The sequence below is a fragment of the Promicromonospora sp. NPDC052451 genome (assembly GCF_044547525.1).
Lineage (GTDB): Bacteria > Actinomycetota > Actinomycetes > Actinomycetales > Cellulomonadaceae > Promicromonospora.
In genome coordinates, this window is sequence record NZ_JBIUAP010000006.1 from 132,309 (window position 1) to 150,476 (window position 18,168).

Annotated in this window: 14 protein-coding genes; 5 read left to right on the forward strand and 9 right to left on the reverse strand. The window is 74.2% G+C overall.

Translation table 11 applies throughout. The features are described from left to right. Window positions 1–21: 21 nt before the first annotated feature. The 3 genes from ACIG47_RS12515 to ACIG47_RS12525 all read right to left on the reverse strand — a co-directional run bounded on the left by ACIG47_RS12515 (window position 22) and on the right by ACIG47_RS12525 (window position 2,901). Window positions 22–933, reverse strand: a complete 912-nt coding sequence (locus ACIG47_RS12515; RefSeq protein WP_397431080.1) for a diacylglycerol kinase family protein — start codon at window positions 931–933, stop codon at window positions 22–24. A 26-nt stretch (window positions 934–959) separates the two neighbouring features. Next, window positions 960–1,697: a phosphatase PAP2 family protein gene (locus tag ACIG47_RS12520; RefSeq protein ID WP_397431081.1), complete on the reverse strand. Its 738-nt coding sequence runs from the start codon at window positions 1,695–1,697 to the stop codon at window positions 960–962. Window positions 1,698–1,824: 127 nt separating this feature from the next. Then, window positions 1,825–2,901, reverse strand: a complete 1,077-nt coding sequence (locus ACIG47_RS12525) for a LacI family DNA-binding transcriptional regulator (protein WP_397431082.1) — start codon at window positions 2,899–2,901, stop codon at window positions 1,825–1,827. 178 nt (window positions 2,902–3,079) lie between these two features. Between ACIG47_RS12525 and ACIG47_RS12530 the strand changes: the two genes are divergently transcribed. The 4 genes from ACIG47_RS12530 to ACIG47_RS12545 all read left to right on the forward strand — a co-directional run bounded on the left by ACIG47_RS12530 (window position 3,080) and on the right by ACIG47_RS12545 (window position 8,168). Then, window positions 3,080–3,949, forward strand: a complete 870-nt coding sequence (locus ACIG47_RS12530; protein ID WP_397411762.1) for a carbohydrate ABC transporter permease — start codon at window positions 3,080–3,082, stop codon at window positions 3,947–3,949. A 3-nt stretch (window positions 3,950–3,952) separates the two neighbouring features. Continuing rightward, window positions 3,953–4,879, forward strand: a complete 927-nt coding sequence (locus tag ACIG47_RS12535) for a carbohydrate ABC transporter permease (protein ID WP_397431083.1) — start codon at window positions 3,953–3,955, stop codon at window positions 4,877–4,879. Window positions 4,880–4,927: 48 nt separating this feature from the next. Next, window positions 4,928–6,268, forward strand: a complete 1,341-nt coding sequence (locus ACIG47_RS12540) for an ABC transporter substrate-binding protein (protein WP_397431084.1) — start codon at window positions 4,928–4,930, stop codon at window positions 6,266–6,268. An 82-nt stretch (window positions 6,269–6,350) separates the two neighbouring features. Beyond that, window positions 6,351–8,168 carry a glycoside hydrolase family 35 protein gene (locus ACIG47_RS12545; RefSeq protein WP_397431085.1) on the forward strand — a complete coding sequence of 606 codons (1,818 nt, stop codon included), beginning with the start codon at window positions 6,351–6,353 and terminating at the stop codon, window positions 8,166–8,168. 529 nt (window positions 8,169–8,697) lie between these two features. On the opposite strand, the gene ACIG47_RS12550 is transcribed toward ACIG47_RS12545, so the two are convergent. The 5 genes from ACIG47_RS12550 to hutH form a co-directional block, all read right to left on the reverse strand. Beyond that, the gene (locus ACIG47_RS12550) at window positions 8,698–10,059 is read right to left on the reverse strand and encodes an amidohydrolase family protein (protein WP_397431086.1); all 1,362 of its coding nucleotides are present in this window, start codon (window positions 10,057–10,059) and stop codon (window positions 8,698–8,700) included. Beyond that, window positions 10,056–11,492, reverse strand: a complete 1,437-nt coding sequence (locus ACIG47_RS12555; protein WP_397431087.1) for a formimidoylglutamate deiminase — start codon at window positions 11,490–11,492, stop codon at window positions 10,056–10,058. Before ACIG47_RS12555 ends, ACIG47_RS12550 begins: the two co-directional genes overlap by 4 nt. Further along, window positions 11,489–12,961, reverse strand: coding sequence for a Zn-dependent hydrolase (locus ACIG47_RS12560; protein ID WP_397431389.1), 1,473 nt, complete (start codon window positions 12,959–12,961; stop codon window positions 11,489–11,491). Before ACIG47_RS12560 ends, ACIG47_RS12555 begins: the two co-directional genes overlap by 4 nt. Before the next feature lie 86 nt (window positions 12,962–13,047). Beyond that, window positions 13,048–14,724, reverse strand: coding sequence for a urocanate hydratase (gene hutU, locus ACIG47_RS12565; protein WP_397431088.1), 1,677 nt, complete (start codon window positions 14,722–14,724; stop codon window positions 13,048–13,050). A 181-nt stretch (window positions 14,725–14,905) separates the two neighbouring features. After that, window positions 14,906–16,747 (reverse strand): histidine ammonia-lyase, encoded by a 1,842-nt coding sequence (hutH, locus tag ACIG47_RS12570; protein ID WP_397431089.1) that lies wholly within the window; start codon window positions 16,745–16,747, stop codon window positions 14,906–14,908. A 173-nt stretch (window positions 16,748–16,920) separates the two neighbouring features. On the opposite strand from hutH, the gene ACIG47_RS12575 reads away from it, so the two are divergent. After that, entirely contained in the window at window positions 16,921–17,700 is a 780-nt protein-coding gene (locus ACIG47_RS12575) for an IclR family transcriptional regulator (RefSeq protein ID WP_397411310.1), read from the forward strand. 132 nt (window positions 17,701–17,832) lie between these two features. On the opposite strand, the gene ACIG47_RS12580 is transcribed toward ACIG47_RS12575, so the two are convergent. Further along, a complete protein-coding gene (locus ACIG47_RS12580; RefSeq protein WP_397431091.1) occupies window positions 17,833–18,021 on the reverse strand; it encodes a hypothetical protein in 189 nt (62 codons plus the stop codon). Window positions 18,022–18,168 lie beyond the last annotated feature (147 nt).

Sequence of the window (18,168 nt, forward strand, 5' to 3'; positions counted from 1 at the left end):
AGCCCGTCGGTGCGGCGCACCTCAGCCCGGCACGCACAGCGTCAGCGCCTCCCGGTGCGCCTCGACCGTCAGCGGGACGGCGCCGACCAGCTCGCCGTCGGCGTACGCGACCAGGCCCGCCGGGCCCTCCAGGCGGACGGCGGAGGTGCGCAGCGTCGTGACGTCCGGCCGGCCGACGTGCCGGCCCGCCTTGATGCGCGCGTCGAACGCGAGCACCCGGAACCGGCCCACGGCCTGCACCAGGGTGAGATCCAGGAGGCCGTCGGCGGGATCGGCGTCCGGGCAGATCGGCACCCCGCCGCCGTAGAACCGGGTCAGCCCGACGGCGAGCATGTACCCGTCCTGCTCCACCACCGGCCCCCCCACCGGGTGCAGGCGGTAGCCGAACCTCCGCAGCCGCAGCCACTCCAGGTAGACCGCGACCTTGTAGCGGGCCGGACCCGCGGGCCACCGCATGCGGTTGGTGCGCGCGTTGGTCAGGGAGTCCAGCCCGGCGCACAGCACCGTGACGAAGTGGCGCGCCGTGCCGTCTGCGGTCGTCACGGTCCCGGTGTCCACGCGGCGGCGCACGCCGTCCAGCGCGAGGTCGGCGGCAGCCGCGGCGTCGCCCAGGGGGATGCCGTGCTCGCGGGCCAGGTCGTTGCCGGTGCCCGCGGGGACCAGCGCGAGCGGGACGACGGAGTCGAGCACCGGGCCCAGCACGGACGCGACCGTGCCGTCACCGCCCGCCACCACGAGCACGTCCGGGCGCTCGTCGACGGCGCGCCGTGCGAGCGCGACGGTCTCGCTCGCGCTGGACCCCTGGTGGACCCGGACGTCGGCGCCCCGGACCCGCAGCCGCTCGACGGCCACGCGCCCGGAGGCGGCGCCCGCGCCGCGCCCGGAAACAGGGTTCACCAGCACGGCCACGTGCCCGCCCGACCGCTCTGTCATGCGCAGAACCTAGCGGAGACCGGCCGCTAGCCGGCGGGCAGGCGATCTCGTTCGCCGCGCGGGCCCGCCCGCAGCACCGACAGGGCCACCATGCAGGCGATGAAGCCCAGGAGCCAGCCACCGGGGATGTCGCTCAGCCAGTGGTAGTCGAGCCACGACATGAGCGCACCCGCGATGGCCACGATGACGCCGACCACGGGGATCATCGTGCGCAGGCGGCTCAGGCTCGGGTGCAGGCCGCTCTGGGAGAACAGCAGGCAGAGGATGAAGAAGCCCGTGAAGAACGTGTTCGCCGCGTGGCCCGAGGGGAACGCCTGGCCGCCGGCGTGCAGCACGTCCATGTTGTGGTGCGGTCCGGTGCGGCCGAGGCCGAACTTGGTGCCGTAGCCGATCGACGCGATGGTGGCCAGCCCGGCGAGCACGGCCATCACCGGCCGGCGCGTGGCGATGCTCCAGAGCGAGCCCGGCCCGCCCTGCTTCCACGCCACGTAGAGGGCCGTGCCCCCGACCATGGGGATGGTGAACAGCCGCTCGCCGGTCACGCTCGCGACGATGTCGAGGAAGACCTTCTCCCAGCCGACCGGGTGGTGCGCGTCGACGTAGTAGTGGAACTGCCAGTCCCAGGCGATGAACGGGCCGCGCACGACCACCTGCCAGATGCACACCGCGAAGACGAGCGCCCCGATGACCGCCGCGACCAGGGAGCTGCGCCACGTCGGACGGGTCGGCGGGTCGAGCAGAGCCTCGGCTGACTGTGACTCCACGCGTGTAACACCCCTGCCCTCTGGTTGCGCCATCGAGCCGATCCTACGGGTTTCAGGGTGAATGTTCGGTACCAGATATGTGTCCGGCGGGGGCCGTGCGTAACGATTCGCCCCACGACCTCGGGCGTCACCGGGGCGGCGGGGCCGTGCTCGCCCGGACGCGGAGCTCCACCGGCACCACCTCGTGCAGGTCCGGCCCCGTGGTGTCTGCCACCTCGGCTGCCGTGGTCTCCGCCAGGCGCACCTCGTCGGCACCCGTGCGCCGGCCGTCGCGCACCTGCTGCAGCAGCCGCGCCACGAGCCGCCGACCGATCTCGTCGAAGTCCTGCGCGACCGTCGTCAGCGGCGGCCAGAGGTGCTCGGCCAGCAGGATGTCGTCGAACCCGACCACGGAGACCTCGGCCGGCACGGCGCGGCCGGCCTCGTGCAGCGCACGGAGCACGCCCGCGGCCATCTCGTCGTTCGCGCAGAACACGGCGGTGACGTCCGGGTCGGCGGCGAGCCGCCGGCCGGCCTCGTACCCCGAGCCCGCGGTCCAGTCCCCCGCCACGGCCTCGGGCACGACGGCGCCGGCCGCGCCGAGCGTCGCCCGCCAGGCCTCGGCGCGCACCTGCGCGGGCGCCGAGCCGGCGGGTCCGGCGACGTGGTGCACCGTGCGGTGCCCCAGGTCGAGGAGGTGCTGGGTGGCCCGGCGGGCGCCGTCGGCCTGGTCGGCGCCGACGGCGGGATGGTGGCCCACGAACCGCGAGTCGGACACCACCACGGGCATCCGGGGCGGCAGGGCGAGCGTGTCGGGCGTCGCCGTCTCGGCACGCACGATCACCAGGCCGTCGATCGCCTGGTGCGACAGCCGGGTCACCGCGGCGGCCACGTCCTGCGACGACGGGCTCTCGACGTCGACCAGCGTGACCGTGTAACCCTGGGCCCGTGCCGCCTCGACCACCGCCTCGACCGTCCGGGACTCGCCCGTGCGGGCGAGCCGGTGGGCGATCATGCCGATGGTCCGGAAGCTGCCGTACCGCAGCGCCCGGGCCGCGGTGTTCGGGGCGTAGCCGAGCTGCGCCATCGCCGCCAGCACCCGGTCCCGGGTCGCGGGTCGCACGTTGTCCAGGCCCATCGACACGCGGGAGACGGTCTGGGTCGAGACCCCGGCGAGCTCCGCGACGTCGGCCAGGGACGGGCTCCTGCCCTCCACGGCACCCACCTCCTCGTGATGCGTCTGCCCGGTGCGCGCTTGACACTCCGGGAACTCACGAGCACCCTAGTCCGCGTCACCATGTTGACGTCAACACTACGCCGACGTGCTGACCCCACTCGTGAAGGAGCGACCTGCTGTGACCACGCTCGCATCGCCACCGGCCGTGCCCAAGCCTGCGAGGCGGATGCGACGCCGCACCCGCTGGACCGGATGGGGGTTCGTCGGCCCGTTCATGGCCGTCTTCGCCCTGGTCTTCCTCGCGCCCATCGCCTACTCGCTCTGGCTGAGCCTGTTCCAGACGCAGCTCGTGGGCGGCACGTCGTTCGTCGGCCTCGACAACTACGCCCGGGCGCTGAGCGACCCGCAGTTCTGGGCCGGCGTGGGCCGGGTGACCGCGTTCCTGCTGGTCCAGGTGCCGGTCATGCTCGGCATCTCGCTGCTGGTCGCCCTCGCGATCGACAGCGGCCGGCTGTACGGGCGGGACTTCTTCCGCCTGACGATCTTCCTGCCCTACGCCGTGCCAGGCGTCGTGGCCGCCCTGATGTGGGGCTTCATGTACGGCGAGCGGTTCGGCCTGGTCGGCAACTTCAACGACCTGTTCGGCACGAACATCCCGGACCCGCTGGCCTCCGCGCTGGTGCTCCCCGCGATCGGCAACATCGTGACCTGGGAGTTCGTCGGCTACAACATGCTGATCTTCTACTCCGCGCTGCGCGTGGTGCCCACCTCGCTGTACGAGGCCGCGGAGATCGACGGCGCGGGCCCCTGGCGGGTGATCTCCGCGATCAAGCTGCCCGCGATCCGCGGCGCCCTGGTGGTGGCGACCATCTTCTCGATCATCGGCTCCTTCCAGCTCTTCAACGAGCCGAGCATCCTGCAGCCGCTGTCGCCCAACTACATCTCGACGCACTACACGCCGAACCTGTACGCCTACTCGCTGTCGTTCTCCGGCCAGCAGTACAACTACTCGGCCACGGTGGCGATCATCATGGGCGTGCTCACGATGCTCGTGGCCTACGTGGTGCAGCTGCGCGGCATGCGCAAGGAGGCCTGAGCCATGACCAACGTCCTGATGACCGCGCCCACCGTGCGCCCCAAGAAGGCCCCGCCCCGGCTGCGGAACCGCCGCACCTCGCACGCCCGGCCCACGCGCAGCGTGCTGCTCACGGTCCTGACGGCCCTGATCGGCGTCTACGCGCTGATCCCGCTCGTCTGGCTGCTGATCAACGCGACCAAGACGCAGCCCGACCTGTTCAGCTCGTTCGGCCTGTGGTTCAGCGGCGACTTCGCCCTGTGGGACAACATCGTGGGCGTCCTGACCTACGACGGCGGCGTGTTCGGCCGCTGGTTCCTCAACACGCTGCTGTACGTGGTGCTGGGCGCGGGCGGTGCCACCCTGCTGGCCCTGCTCGGCGGCTACGGCCTGGCCAAGTTCAGCTTTCCCGGCAAGCGGGCCGTGTTCGCCGTCGTCATCGGCGCCGTGGCCGTGCCGGGCACCGCCCTGGCCGTGCCCACGTTCCTCATGTTCGCCAACCTGGGCCTGACCAACACGCCCTGGTCCGTGATCATCCCGTCGCTCATCTCGCCGTTCGGCCTCTACCTCATGTGGACCTTCGCCGCCGACGCCGTGCCCGACGAGATCATGGAGGCCGCGCGGATCGACGGCGCGAGCGAGGCCCGCACCTTCTTCCAGGTGTGCCTGCCGATGCTGGCCCCCGGCATCGTGACGGTGCTGCTCTTCACCGTGGTGGCCACCTGGAACAACTACTTCCTGCCGCTGATCATGCTGCGCGACCCCGACTGGTACCCGCTGACGCTGGGCCTGAACGCCTGGAACGCGCAGGCGACCACCGCGGGTGGCGAGGCCATCTTCAACCTCGTGATCGCCGGCTCGCTCCTGACCATCCTGCCGCTCGTGGTGGCCTTCCTGCTGCTGCAGCGCTACTGGCAGTCGGGCCTGGCCGCCGGCAGCGTCAAGGAATGACCCGCACCCCCTTTCCCCAGATCTGACGATGAAGTGAGAGGAACCACCATGACCATCCGCCACCACCGCGCCGTCGGCGCGTTCGCCGCGGCGGGCGCCCTGGCGCTCGCCCTGACCGCGTGCGGGTCCGGGTCCGACGGCGGAGATGCCGCGGAGACCGTCTCCCCCGAGGACATCTCGGCGGCCCTCGAGGAGGGCGGCGACCTGCTGGTCTGGGCGTGGGAGCCCACGCTGGACAAGGTCGTCGAGGACTTCGAGGCCGAGTACCCGAACGTGAACGTCGAGCTGGCGAACGTCGGCACCGGCAACGACCACTACGTGGCCCTCCAGAACGCGATCAGCGCCGGCTCGGGCGTGCCCGACGTCGCGCAGATGGAGTACTACGCCCTGCCGCAGTTCTCGATCGGTGGCTCGCTCGCGGACCTCGCGCCGCTGGGCGCGAGCGAGCTCGACGGCACCTACTCCCCCGGGCCGTGGGGCGCGGTGACCGACGGCGACGCCGTGTACGGCCTGCCGATGGACTCCGGCCCCATGGCCCTGTTCTACAACGCGAAGACCTTCGAGGAGGCCGGCGTCGAGGTGCCGGCCACGTGGGACGAGTTCGTCGAGGCCGCCAAGAAGATCCACGAGTCCGACCCGAACACGTACATCACCGCGGACAACGGTGACGCCGGCTTCGCGACCTCGATGATCTGGCAGGCCGGCGGGCACCCGTTCGAGGTGGACGGCACCGACGTGACCGTGAACCTCGCCGACGAGGGCTCCGCGAAGTTCGCCGAGATGTGGCAGCAGCTCCTGGACGACGACCTGGTGGCGAACGTGCCGGCCTGGTCGGACGAGTGGTTCCAGGGCCTGGGCAGCGGTGAGATCGCCGCCCTGGTGACCGGCGCGTGGATGCCGGCGAACCTGGAGTCGGGCGCCGCCCCGGCGTCGGGCGACTGGCGGGTGGCCCCGATGCCGCAGTGGACCGAGGGCGCGAACGAGACCGCGGAGAACGGCGGTTCGGCGCTGTCGGTGACCGAGGCCAGCGACAAGAAGGCCCTGGCCTACGGCTTCCTGCAGTACGCGAACGCCGGCGACGGCGTCGCCACGCGCCTGGAGGGCGGCAACTTCCCGGCGACGCTCGCCGACCTGAACGACGAGGCGTTCCTCGGCGAGGAGTCGGAGTACTTCGGCGGCCAGAAGATCAACGAGGTGCTCTCGGCGTCGGCCACCGGTGTGGTGGAGGGCTGGCAGTACCTGCCGTACCAGGTCTACGCCAACAGCGTCTTCCCCGACACCGTCGGCCAGGCGTACACCGGCTCGACCCCGCTGTCCGACGGCCTGGCCGCCTGGCAGGAGTCGATCGTCAGCTACGGCAACGAGCAGGGCTTCACAGTCTCCGAGTGAGCCGGCCGCACCACCATCGATGACGGCGGCGGGGGCCTCCCCCGCCGCCGTCCGTGTCACGAAGAACCCCGAGGAACCACACATGCCCACGTTCGAGATCGGCCCCGAGGACTTCCTGCTGGACGGCGCGCCGACCCAGGTCGTCAGCGGCGCGCTGCACTACTTCCGCGTGCACCCCGACCAGTGGGCCGACCGCATCCACAAGGCGCGGCTCATGGGCCTGAACACCATCGAGACGTACGTGCCGTGGAACTTCCACGCGCCCGAGCCCGGGGTGTTCGACCTGGACGGACGCCGCGACCTGGGCCGGTTCCTGGACCTCGTGGCGGCCGAGGGCCTGCACGCCATCGTGCGTCCCGGCCCGTACATCTGCGCGGAGTGGGACGGCGGCGGCCTGCCGGCGTGGCTGCTGGCCGACCGTGCCGTGGGTGTGCGGCGGCACGAGCCCCGGTTCCTCGACGCGATCGGCAAGTACTACGCGAGCCTGCTGCCGCTGGTGGCCGAGCGTCAGGTGACCCGCGGCGGCCCGGTGCTCATGGTCCAGGTCGAGAACGAGTACGGCGCGTACGGCGACGACCCGGTGCCCGAGCGGCAGAAGTACCTGCGCGCGCTCGTGGACATGGTGCGCGCCCAGGGCATCGACGTCCCGCTGTTCACCTGCGACCAGGCGAACGACGAGATGCTGGCCCGCGGTGGCCTCCCGGAGCTGCACAAGACCGCGACGTTCGGCTCGCGCAGCACGGAGCGGCTGGAGGTGCTGCGGCGGGCCCAGCCCACGGGCCCGCTGATGTGCATGGAGTTCTGGAACGGCTGGTTCGACTCGTGGGGCCTGGAGCACCACGTAGCGCCTGCGGAGGCCAACGCCGCCGACCTGGACGATCTTCTTGCGGCAGGGGGCTCCGTCAACCTGTACATGTTCCACGGCGGCACCAACTTCGGGCTCACCAGCGGCGCGAACGACAAGGGCATCTACCGGCCCATCGCGACGTCGTACGACTACGACGCGCCCCTGTCCGAGGACGGCACGCCGACCGCCAAGTTCTGGGCGATGCGCGAGGTGATCGCGCGGCACCGGGCCGTGCCGGACGCCGGAGAGCTGGCGGGCGACGCCGCCCGCGGTGCCGCGCCGGTGCTCGACGTCGACCTGACCGCACGGGTGCCGCTGGCCCACGCCCTGCCGAGCCTGCTGCGTGAGGACCTGCACTCCTTCACGTCGACGCCCACCACGGACGACCTGCGGTCGTGGTCGGGCTTCACCGTCTACCGCACCCGGATCCAGGCCGACGACCTCGTGCTGACCGCGGACGAGGTGCGCGACCGCGCCGTCGTCCTGGTCGACGACGAGCAGGTGGGCGTGCTGGACCGGGGCTCCCACACGTTCGCCGTGGCGCTGCCCGCCCGTGCGGGGGACCTCACCCTGCTGGTGGAGGACCAGGGCCGCGTGAACTACGGGCCGCGGATCGGTGAGCCCAAGGGCGTGATCGGGCCGGTGCGCACCGCGACACGCACGCTGGACTCCTGGGAGGCCGGTGCGCTGCGGATCGAGGACGCGCCCGAGCTGCTGCGCCCGGCGCTCGACGCGCCGAGCCGCGCGCTGCCCACCCCGGGGCCGGACGGCGCGGCGCGGCCGGTCGGTGCCGGCCTGTTCCGGGCCACCTTCGACTCGGCGGCCGGAGCCGACCACTTCCTGCGGCTCGACGGCTGGACCAAGGGCCTGGCCTGGGTGAACGGCTGGCTGCTCGGCCGCTACTGGAGCCTCGGCCCCACCCACACGCTCTACGTGCCGGGACCGCTCCTGCGCGCGACGGGCAACGAGCTGGTCCTCCTGGAGCTCCACGGCGCGGCCGACGCGCGCGCCCGGTTCGTGGCCGCCCCGGACCTGGGCGTCACGGAGCAGTAGCGGGCGGTGTCCGGCCGCGTCGGGCTCGACGGACCGATCAGTTCGACGGACCGATCGGCTCGGCAGGTGCGGCTGGCACAGCAGGCGCGGCTGGCACAGCAGGCGCGGCTGGCACAGCAGGCGCGGCTGGCACAGCAGGCGCGGCTGGCACAGCAGGCGCGGCTGGCACAGCAGGTGCGGCTGTCTGGCAGGTGCGGCTGTCTGGCAGGTGCGGCGCGACGGACATGCTCGGGGGAATACCTGCCCGTGGGGGTGTGTCACCCTGTGTAGACGTTGTCTACAGCCAGTGACACACCCCCGCGGGCAAGGTCTTCTCCGCGCGCGGCGGCTCCCCCACCCCGGTCCTCTCCCGCGGCTCGGTCCTCTCCCGCGGCCCGGGCCTTCCCCCCACGGCCCAGACCTCCCCCCGCCGCCCGGACCCTCCCCCACGGCCTGGGCCCACCGTCCGGCACGGGCCCACCGTCCGGCCCGGGGCGGGTGCCCGGCTCGGGGTGGGTGCCCGGCTCGGGTGGGTGCCCGGCACGGGAGGTCAGACCCGCACGCCGTCCTTCCAGACCTCGGTCACCAGCGGCACGCCGGGGCGGTACGACAGGTACAGGTGGCTCGGAGCGTCCAGGACCACGAGGTCGGCACGGGCGCCGACCCGCAGGTGGCCGACGTCGTCGCGCCGGAGCGCGAGCGCCCCGCCCGCCGTCGCCGACCAGAGGGCCTCGGCGGGGCTCATCCGCATCTCGCGCACGGCGAGCGCCACCACGAACGGCACGGACGAGGAGTACCCGGAGCCGGGGTTGCAGTCCGTGGCCAGCGCGACCGGCACCCCTGCGGCGAGCAGGCGGCGGGCGTCCGGGTAGGGCGAGCGCGTGGAGAACTCGACGGCGGGCAGCAAGGTGGCGACCGTGCCGCCCCCGGCAGCCCCGGCAGCCCCGGCGGCCCCGGCGGCCCCGGCAAGGCTCCCGGGCCCGTCGTCGCGGCCAGGCCCGGCGACCGGCGGGTTCCCCTCCCCGGCCAGGTGGGCATCCCAGGAGCCCGCCAGTGCGTCGACGTCGGCGTCGGTCAGGTGGGTGCAGTGGTCCACGCTGGCCGCACCGACCTCGACCGCGAGCCGTACGCCCGGGCCGGCCGAGAGCTGGTTGCCGTGCACCCGGGCGAGCAGGCCCGCGCGCAGGCCGGCGTGCAGCACGGCGCGGGACTCGTCCTCGTCGAAGGCGGTGGGCGCTGCGGGCTCGCAGAAGACGTCGACCCAGCGGGCGTGCGGCGCGCACGCGGCGAGCATGGGGCCGGTCACGAGGTCGAGGTAGCCGGCCCGGTCCCCGGAGTACTCGGCCGGGACGGTGTGGGCGCCGAGGTAGGTCGTCTCGGGCGTGAGCTCGCGCGCGATCCGCAGCATCCGGGCCTCGGTCGCGACGTCCTGGCCGTAGCCGCTCTTGATCTCGACGGTGGTGGTGCCCTGGGTCAGCATCTCCCGCACCAGGGCGCGACCCCGCGCCCGGAGCGTCTCCTCGCCGGCGGCGCGTGTGGCGGCGACCGTGGTCGCGATGCCCCCGCCCGTGTACGGCTCGCCGGTCATCCGGGCGGCGAACTCCGCGGCGCGGTCGCCCGCGAACACGGTGTGCGAGTGTGAGTCGACGAACCCCGGCAGCACGGCCCGGCCCGCCAGGTCGACGGCGTCGTCCGCCGCGGGGGCCGACGAGGCCGGTCCCGTCCAGGCGATCCGGCCGTCCGCGACGACGACGGCGGCGTCCCGCACGATGCCGAGCCCGCCCGCCGCGTCGGCCCGATCCGGACCGGAGCGGCCGGTGCCTGCCGGGCCCGCGCCCGCCGCGCCCGACCAGCCCCCGTGCGCGGGGTCGTTCGTGACCAGCTCGCCGATGTTCGTCAGCAGCACGCTCATGCGCCGTCCTCCCTCGTCGTGGCCGCACGCAGCCCGTCGGCCGCGGCCCAGACCTCCCCGATCGCGTCGGCCAGCATCCGGGCGACGTCACCGGCCCGGTGCTCGCCGTCCCGCACCACGGGCTCGCCGCCCGCCACGACGTCGGACACGTCTGCCGCGCCCGCGACGAGCACGACCTGGGCGGGGTCGGCCCCGGCCGTGCGGACGGTGTCCAGGCGCACGGCGACCAGGTCGGCGGGGGCACCCACGGCGATCCGCCCGGCGTCCGGCCGGCCGAGCGCTGCGTGCCCGGCCGACGTCGCCGCCTCGATCAGCGCCGCAGGGCCGAACCGGCCGCGCCGCCCGGAGGCGAGCCGCTCGTGCTCCTCGATGCCCCGCACCTCCGCCAGCACGTCGGCGCCCACGTGCTGGTCCGTGCCGACCGACAGCGGGCTGCCCGCTCGCAGCAGCCGCAGGCCGGGGGCGAGACCGTCGGCGAGGTCGCGCTCCGTCGTCGGGCAGAGGCACACGCCCGTGCCGGAGGAGCCGAGCAGCGTCACGTCGTCGTCGGTCAGGTGGACCGCGTGCACGGCCGTGGTGCCGGGGCCGAGGGCTCCGGCGTCGTGCAGCAGGCGGGCCGGGGTGCGGGCGAAGGCCGCGAGCGCCGTCTCGTTCTCCGCGGGCTGCTCGGAGAGGTGCACGTGCAGCGGGGCGCCGGCCTCGCGGGCCCAGCGGGCGACCTCCCGCAGCTCGTCGGGCGTCACGGCGCGCACCGAGTGGGCGGCGGCGCCCACGAGCACGCGGTCGTCGGCGGCCCAGGCGGCGCGCAGGGCGTCCACGCGGCGGGTCCACGCGTCGACGGTGCCGTCGCCGAACCGGGCCTGCTCGGGGGCCGGCGGCTGGTGCCCGCCGGCGTCGAGGCCGCCGTGCAGGTAGCAGGTGTCGAGCAGCGTGAGGTGCACGCCGGCGTCGTGCGCGGCCCGGCGCAGGGCCTCGGCCATGGCGTTCGGTCCGCCGTCCGCGGGCGGGTACGGGGTCCCGTCGGGGCGGTGGTGCACGTAGTGGAACTCGCCCACGGCCGTGGTGCCGCCCAGGGCGAGCTCCGCGTACAGGGCGCGCGCCAGCCGCTCGTACAGCGGCGGCGTGAGCGCGGCGGCCAGGGCGTACATGTCCTCGCGCCAGGTCCAGAAGGAACCGCCGCCGGGCCGGTCCACGGCACCGTGCGTGCGACCGCGCAGCGCGCGGTGGAACGCGTGGGAGTGCGCGTCGGCGAACCCGGGCAGCACCAGCCCGGGCAGCCGGACATCAGTGGCCGACGGCGCGGCGCCGGTCTCGACGGCGACGAACCGCCCGCCCTCGACGTCCACCCGCACGGACTCGACGACCGCGCCGGACGCCCGGCCCGCCGTCGCGCCGTCCGGGACCCAGGCACGTTCGCACCAGAAGCCGCTCATCGCCCGGTTCCCGTGGTCCCCGGACGGTCACCGTCGGGTGCTCCTCGCCGAGGTTCGGTGCCCCACGGCCCGCTCACGGCCTCGACGGCTTCGGGCGCGGTCAGCAGGTCCGCCAGTACGGCCGTCAGCGCGCGGACGCCGGCGTCGCAGTCGGCCTCCGGGGCGTGCTCGGCAGGGGAGTGCGAGACACCGGTCGGGTTGCGGACGAACAGCATCGCCGCGGGCACGCCGGACGCGGCGAGGATGCCGGCGTCGTGCCCGGCGCCCGTGCCGATCACGGGAGCGGGCAGCGTGGAGCCCGGCCGCCCCACGACGTCGGCGAGCCGTGCCGCGAGCGCCGGGTCGAACACGGTCGCGGGCGTCCACGACTCCTCGACGACCTCCCAGGCGCTGAGGCCGTCACCATCCCGCACGACGCGCCCGGTGAACGCAGGCCCAGGTGCGGAACCCGGCTCTGATACCGCAACCAGATCCGCACTCATTTGAGGCGTGCCGATCACGCGGCGGACCGCCTCCTCCGTCTCGGCGCGGGCGTCGATCCACGCCCGGACCCGGGACGGGATCGCGTTGACGCCGTTCGGCTCGACCTCGACCTTGGCCAGCGTGGCGAGCGCCCCGGCGTGCTCGGCGGCGGCGCGGACGTCGGTGATGAGCCGCGCCAGGTCGAGCATCGGGTCGTGGCGGTGGGCCAGCGGCGTGGTGCCGGCGTGGTTGGCCTCGCCCGTGAGGTCGACGCGCCAGCGTCCGTGCGGCCAGATCGCGGCGCCGACGGCGACGGGCGCCGCCTCGTCCCCTGGCAGGTCGGCGAGGTAGCGCCCCTGCTCGACGTGCAGCTCGACGAAGACGCCGATCCGCGCCAGCGCCTCCGGGTCCCGACCGTAGTGGTCGAGCCGGACGGCGCCGACGCCGGGCGCTCCACCGCCCGCCGCCGACGAGCCCGTACCGCCGCGACCGGTCGACGAGCCCGTACCGCCGAACGCGACACCACCCGGCCGGCCCCCGACCCTGGCGAGCACGTCCGCGAGGCTGTCGCCGCCGCCGTCCCGCAGCGCCAGCAGCCGGTCGGCCGGGACCGTCCCGGTCAGCGCCCGCGACCCGAGGCACGCGAGCCCGAACCGGGCGCCCTCCTCGTCGGAGAAGTTCACGATCCCCAGCGGACGCCGCGGCACGACCCCGGCGTCCCGCAGCGCGTCGAGCGCCGCGAACGCGCTCGCCACGCCCAGCGGCCCGTCGAACGCGCCGCCGCCGGGTACGGAGTCGAGGTGGCTGCCGGTCACGACGCCGGGGCCGCCGGCGTCGGGGTCGCCCCACCAGGCCCACTGGTTCCCGGAGCGGTCGAGCACCACGTCCAGGCCGCGGGCGGTCGCCTCGGCGGCGAACCACTCGCGCAGGGTCAGGTCGTGCGCGGTCCAGGCGAACCGTTCGTACCCGCCGGACGGCGCCCGGCCGACGTCGGCGATCGCATCCAGGAGCCGGCCGACGGCAGTCGGCCGGCTACCGGCGCCCAGAGCGGCGCCCGTCGCGGGTCCGCCCGGCAGCGGCCCGCCCGGTTCCGTCACGCCCCCTCCCGCATCGGCACCCGCAGCCCGCCGCGCTCGGCGGCCGCGACGGCGTCGTCGTACCCGGCGTCCACGTGCCGCAGCACGCCCGTGGCCGGATCGTTGGCGAGCACGCGCGCGAGCTTCTGCGCGGCGAGCGCGGTCCCGTCCGCCACGGACACCTGCCCGGCGTGCAGCGACCGCCCCATGCCGACGCCGCCCCCGTGGTGGATCGACACCCACGTCGCACCGGAGGCCGTGTTGACCAGGGCGTTCAGCAGCGGCCAGTCGGCGATGGCGTCGGAGCCGTCGGCCATGGCCTCGGTCTCGCGGTACGGGGAGGCCACGGACCCGGAGTCCAGGTGGTCGCGCCCGATCGCGATCGGCGCGGAGATCTCCCCCGACGCGACGAGCTCGTTGAACCGCAGCCCCGCGACGTCGCGCTCCCCGTGCCCGAGCCAGCAGATCCGGGCGGGCAGCCCCTGGAAGGCGACGCGCTCCTGGGCGGCGCGGATCCAGCGGCCGAGGTGGTCGTTGTCGGGGAACAGGTCCAGCACCGCACGGTCGGTCACCGCGATGTCGCGCGGGTCGCCCGACAGCGCCGCCCAGCGGAACGGCCCCTTGCCCTCGGCGAACAGCGGCCGGATGTAGGCGGGCACGAACCCGGGGAAGTCGAACGCCCGCCCGTACCCGCCCTGGCGGGCCTCGTCGCGGATCGAGTTGCCGTAGTCGAACACCTCGGCGCCGGCGTCCTGGAAGCCGACCATGGCCTCGACGTGCCGGGCCATGGACTCCCGCGCCCGCTCGGTGAACCCCTCCGGGTCCTTCTGTGCGAGGTCGGCCCAGTCCGCGAGCTCCACCCCGGAGGGCAGGTACGACAGCGGGTCGTGCGCCGACGTCTGGTCCGTCACGACGTCCACCTCGACGCCCCGGCGCAGCAGCTCCGGCACCACGTCGGCACAGTTGCCGACCACGCCCACCGACAGCGCACGCCGGTCCCGCTTCGCGGCCAGCGCCAGCTCGACCCCCTCGTCCAGCGAGGAGGCGACGACGTCGAGGTACCGCGTCTCGACGCGCCGGTGCAGGCGGGCCGGGTCGACGTCGACCACCAGGCACACGCCGCCGTTGAGCGTGACGGCCAGCGGCTGCGCCCCGCCCATGCCGCCGCAGCCCCCGGTCAGGGTGAGCGTGCCGGCGAGCGTGCCACGGAACCGCTTGGCGGCCACCGCGGCAAACGTCTCGTACGTGCCCTGGAGGATGCCCTGCGTGCCGATGTAGATCCAGGACCCGGCCGTCATCTGCCCGTACATCGTCAGGCCGAGCTGCTCCAGGCGCCGGTGCTCGGGCCACGTGGCCCAGTCCCCGACGAGGTTGGAGTTGGCGATGAGCACGCGCGGCGCCCACTCGTGCGTGCGCAGCACGCCCACGGGCCGGCCGGACTGGACCAGGAGGGTCTCGTCGTCGCGCAGGTCCGTCAGCGAGCGGACGATCGCGTGGTAGCTCGGCCAGTCGCGGGCCGCCCGGCCGGTGCCGCCGTAGACCACCAGGTCGTCGGGGCGCTCGGCCACCTCCGGGTCGAGGTTGTTCATCAGCATGCGCAGCGGGGCCTCGGTCTGCCAGCTGCGGGCGGTCAGGGTGGTGCCGCGCGGGGCGCGGACGGCGACGGGGGTCCCCCGGTCGTACGGCTGGTTCACTGCGGTCTCCTTCGGTTCGGCTCGTGCGACTCTGCTCGGGTCGTGCTCTGCTCGGGTCGTGCTCTGCTCGGTCGGGCTGCGGCGGGCTGTCCGGGTCAGGTTCCGGCTGGTTGCCCCGGCGGTCCGGCAGCCGCCTCGGGCATCCGCTCGGTCTGGTTCGGTCCGGCAGTCCGGTCGGGCCTCAGTCCAGCGGTCCGACGGCGCCTGCCGCAGCCCCGGCGACCTGCCCACCGGCGACGAGCCCCACCACCTGCTCGATCTCGGGCGCGAGGTACCGGTCCGGTCCGGGACCGGGCACGACGGCGCGAACGGCGTCGTGCACCGCGCCAGTGCCCGCCGCGGAGGCGTGCTCGCGCAGGTCGAGCGCGCGTGCCGCCGTGAGCACCTCGATCGCGAGCACCCGCGTGAGCCCGTCGACGGACCGGCGCAGCTTGCGGGCGCCGGCCCAGCCCATGGACACGTGGTCCTCCTGCATGGCGGAGCTCGGGATGGAGTCCACGCTCGCGGGCGCGGCCAGACGCTTCATCTCGGAGACGATCCCGGCGGCCGTGTACTGGGCGATCATGTGCCCGGAGTCGACACCGGGGTCGTGCGCCAGGAACGCGGGCAGCCCCTCGGAGCGGGCCACGTCGAGGAACCGGTCGGTGCGCCGCTCGCTCATGCTCGCCACGTCGGCGGCGGCGATGGCGAGGAAGTCCAGCACGTAGGCGACGGGCGCACCGTGGAAGTTGCCGTTCGACTCCACGCGACCGTCGGCGGTGACCACCGGGTTGTCGATGGCAGACGCCAGCTCTCGGCCCGCCACCGTCGCGGCGTGCCACAGGGTGTCGCGGGCTGCGCCGTGCACCTGCGGGGCACACCGCAGCGAGTAGGCGTCCTGGACGCGGGTGCAGGCGGGGTTACCGGCGTCGTCCAGCTCGCGGTGGCTCGCCATGAGCGGCGAGCCCTCAAGGACACGCCGCATGTTCGACGCTGACGCCGCCTGGCCGGGGTGCGGCCGCAGCGCGATCAGGTCCTGCGCGAACGGGGCGTCCGAGCCGAGCAGGGCCTCGACGGACAGGGCCGCCGCGACGTCGGCGGTGGTGAGCAGGCGGCGCAGGTCGTGGATCGCGAGGCAGAGCATGCCGAGCATGCCGTCCGTGCCGTTGATGAGGGCGAGGCCCTCCTTCTCGGCGAGGGCGAGGGGTTCGATGCCGGCGGCGGCCAGTGCCTGAGCGGCATCAAGAAGCGGAGCGACGCCGGTGCCCCGCGGCGCCGCGACCGAGGCGGCCAGCGTGTCTGGCCCTTCGGCGCTGAGCGGTGCCGAGGACGGGCCGGACGCCGACGCCGCGCCCGCGACGTCCGATGCCCTGGACACGACCCGGACCTGGCCCTCCCCCATGGCGGCGAGCGCGACGTGCGCGAGCGGCGCGAGGTCGCCGGAACAGCCGAGCGACCCGTACTCGTGGACGACGGGCGTGATCCCGGCGTTGAGCATCGCCGCATAGGTCTGCGCCGTGACGGGCCGGGCGCCGGTGTGGCCCGTGACCAAGGTGGCGAGGCGCAGGAGCTGGAGCGCGCGCACCACCTCGGTCTCGACCTCGGGCCCGGACCCGGCGGCGTGCGAGCGCACGAGGCTGAGCTGGAGCTGGGCGCGCTGCTCTGCGGGGATGTGCCGCCGGGCGAGCGCCCCGAAGCCGGTGGAGACGCCGTAGTGGGGCACGGTGTCGTCGGCGAGGTCGTCGATGACGGCGCGGGCCTGGGCCATCCGGGCGAGGGCGGCGTCGTGGATCTCGACGGACGCGCCGTGGCGGGCGACGGCGACCACCTGCTCGACGGTGAGCGGGGTGCCGTCGAGGACGACGTGGCGGGGCAGATCCGGGTCGGCCGGTCCGGAGCCGGGTGTCGGGATGCCGAGCGCGCCGGTACGGGGCGCGCCGGTACGGGGCGCGCCGGTACGGGGCGCGCCGGCCTCGGGTGTCGAGGCGGTCGTGGCCGGAGTGCCGCTGTCCGGCGTCGGCGCCGTGTCGTGCAGGGTGCTCATGCGCCCATGGAACCCCGCCGCAGGCCGCTTGGCGCGGGTTCGCGCACGGATAGAGTCTGGGATACGAGACGCATGGGGTGGTCGGTAGTTCGTCAGGTGATCGGCAGCCCGGGTTGCCGATCACCTGACGAACTGCCGACCTCGCCCGGCACGAGGCTGGCCAGGAGGCAGACATGGGCGGGAGCAGCGCCGTACCCGCCGCGCGGAGCACCGCGCGGCTCCTCAGCTTCCTCGCCGCGCAGCCCGGCCCGGTGCCGGCGGGCGCCATCGCGCACGGCATCGGCATGCCGCGCTCCAGCGTCTACCACCTGCTGTCCGTGCTGGGCGACGAGGGCTTCGTGCGGCACTTCCCCGACGAGCGCCGCTACGGACTGGGAGTCGCCGCGCTCGGCCTGGGCAGCGCGTACACCCGCCAGGCGCCGCTGACCCGGCTGGCGGCGCCCGTCGTCGCCCGCCTGGTGGAGAGCGCCGGGGAGAACGGCCACCTCGCGGTGCTCAACGGCCGCGAGGTGCTGTACCTGGTGGAGCAGCGGGCGGCGGGGCGGCCTCCGCTGGTGACCGACGTCGACGTCCACCTTCCCAGCCATCTCACCGCCAGCGGGCGGGCCGTGCTCGCGCTGCTGCCCCCGGCCCAGGTGCGGGCGCTCTACCCGACGCCCGGGTCGTTCACGGACCTGACCGGGGCGGGGCCACGGACGCTGCGGGAGCTGCGGGACGTGCTCCGACTGGCCCGGTCGCGAGGGTACGCCGAGGAGGACGGCGAGGTGACGGCGGGGTTCGCGTCGGTGGCCGCCGCAGTGGTGGACCACACGGGGCGGCCGGTGGCGGGACTGGCGGTGACCTTCCGGTCAGAGGCGTACGACGACGCGGGGCGGGCCGGGCTGGCGGAGCGGGCTGCCGTTGCGGCGCGCGAGGTGAGCCGGCGACTGGGAGCGCGGGAAATTCCTCACTGACCTGCAATGATGCATTTCTCTACACCGGCACCGAAGCACCCGGGAAAAGGGCACCACAAGGGAGGCCGAAAACATTCACAAAAGGCGTCCATGCGAAATTGATCGACGCCCGCGGGGGTTCCCGCCCTCGACTCAGACCCTCGAGAGGTCGACCACCGGAACGGTGAACTCGCGCGTCCGGAGCGCGCCCGTCGCCACCACGACGGCCTCCTTGCCGGCCCATCCTGGCCGGATCGTCTTGACCACTCCCTGGGCGCCACGCTCGGTGCTCGACACCCCGGTGACCTTCACGGCGACACCCGCCGCAATTCCATCACCCATTGCCTTCTGCTTTCCGTCCACGCGCGGGCCAGGTGCCCGCATCGATGAGTGGCGGAGATCCTGCCAGCAAAGCACGGAATGCGTCAAGATAAATATGAAATGAAGAAATAGAACGCGCGAGTGCAATTCGTGTCCGACATTTCTTTA

Bases quoted from the DNA above. Each gene is read 5' to 3' on its own strand.
- ACIG47_RS12515 (WP_397431080.1), bottom strand. From the start codon at position 933: ATGACAGAGCGGTCGGGCGGGCACGTGGCCGTGCTGGTGAACCCTGTT.
- ACIG47_RS12530 (WP_397411762.1), top strand. From the start codon at position 3,080: ATGCGACGCCGCACCCGCTGGACCGGATGGGGGTTCGTCGGCCCGTTC.
- ACIG47_RS12535 (WP_397431083.1), top strand. From the start codon at position 3,953: ATGACCAACGTCCTGATGACCGCGCCCACCGTGCGCCCCAAGAAGGCC.
- ACIG47_RS12540 (WP_397431084.1), top strand. From the start codon at position 4,928: ATGACCATCCGCCACCACCGCGCCGTCGGCGCGTTCGCCGCGGCGGGC.
- ACIG47_RS12545 (WP_397431085.1), top strand. From the start codon at position 6,351: ATGCCCACGTTCGAGATCGGCCCCGAGGACTTCCTGCTGGACGGCGCG.
- ACIG47_RS12550 (WP_397431086.1), bottom strand. From the start codon at position 10,059: ATGAGCGTGCTGCTGACGAACATCGGCGAGCTGGTCACGAACGACCCC.
- ACIG47_RS12555 (WP_397431087.1), bottom strand. From the start codon at position 11,492: ATGAGCGGCTTCTGGTGCGAACGTGCCTGGGTCCCGGACGGCGCGACG.
- hutH (WP_397431089.1), bottom strand. From the start codon at position 16,747: ATGAGCACCCTGCACGACACGGCGCCGACGCCGGACAGCGGCACTCCG.
- ACIG47_RS12575 (WP_397411310.1), top strand. From the start codon at position 16,921: ATGGGCGGGAGCAGCGCCGTACCCGCCGCGCGGAGCACCGCGCGGCTC.
- ACIG47_RS12580 (WP_397431091.1), bottom strand. From the start codon at position 18,021: ATGGGTGATGGAATTGCGGCGGGTGTCGCCGTGAAGGTCACCGGGGTG.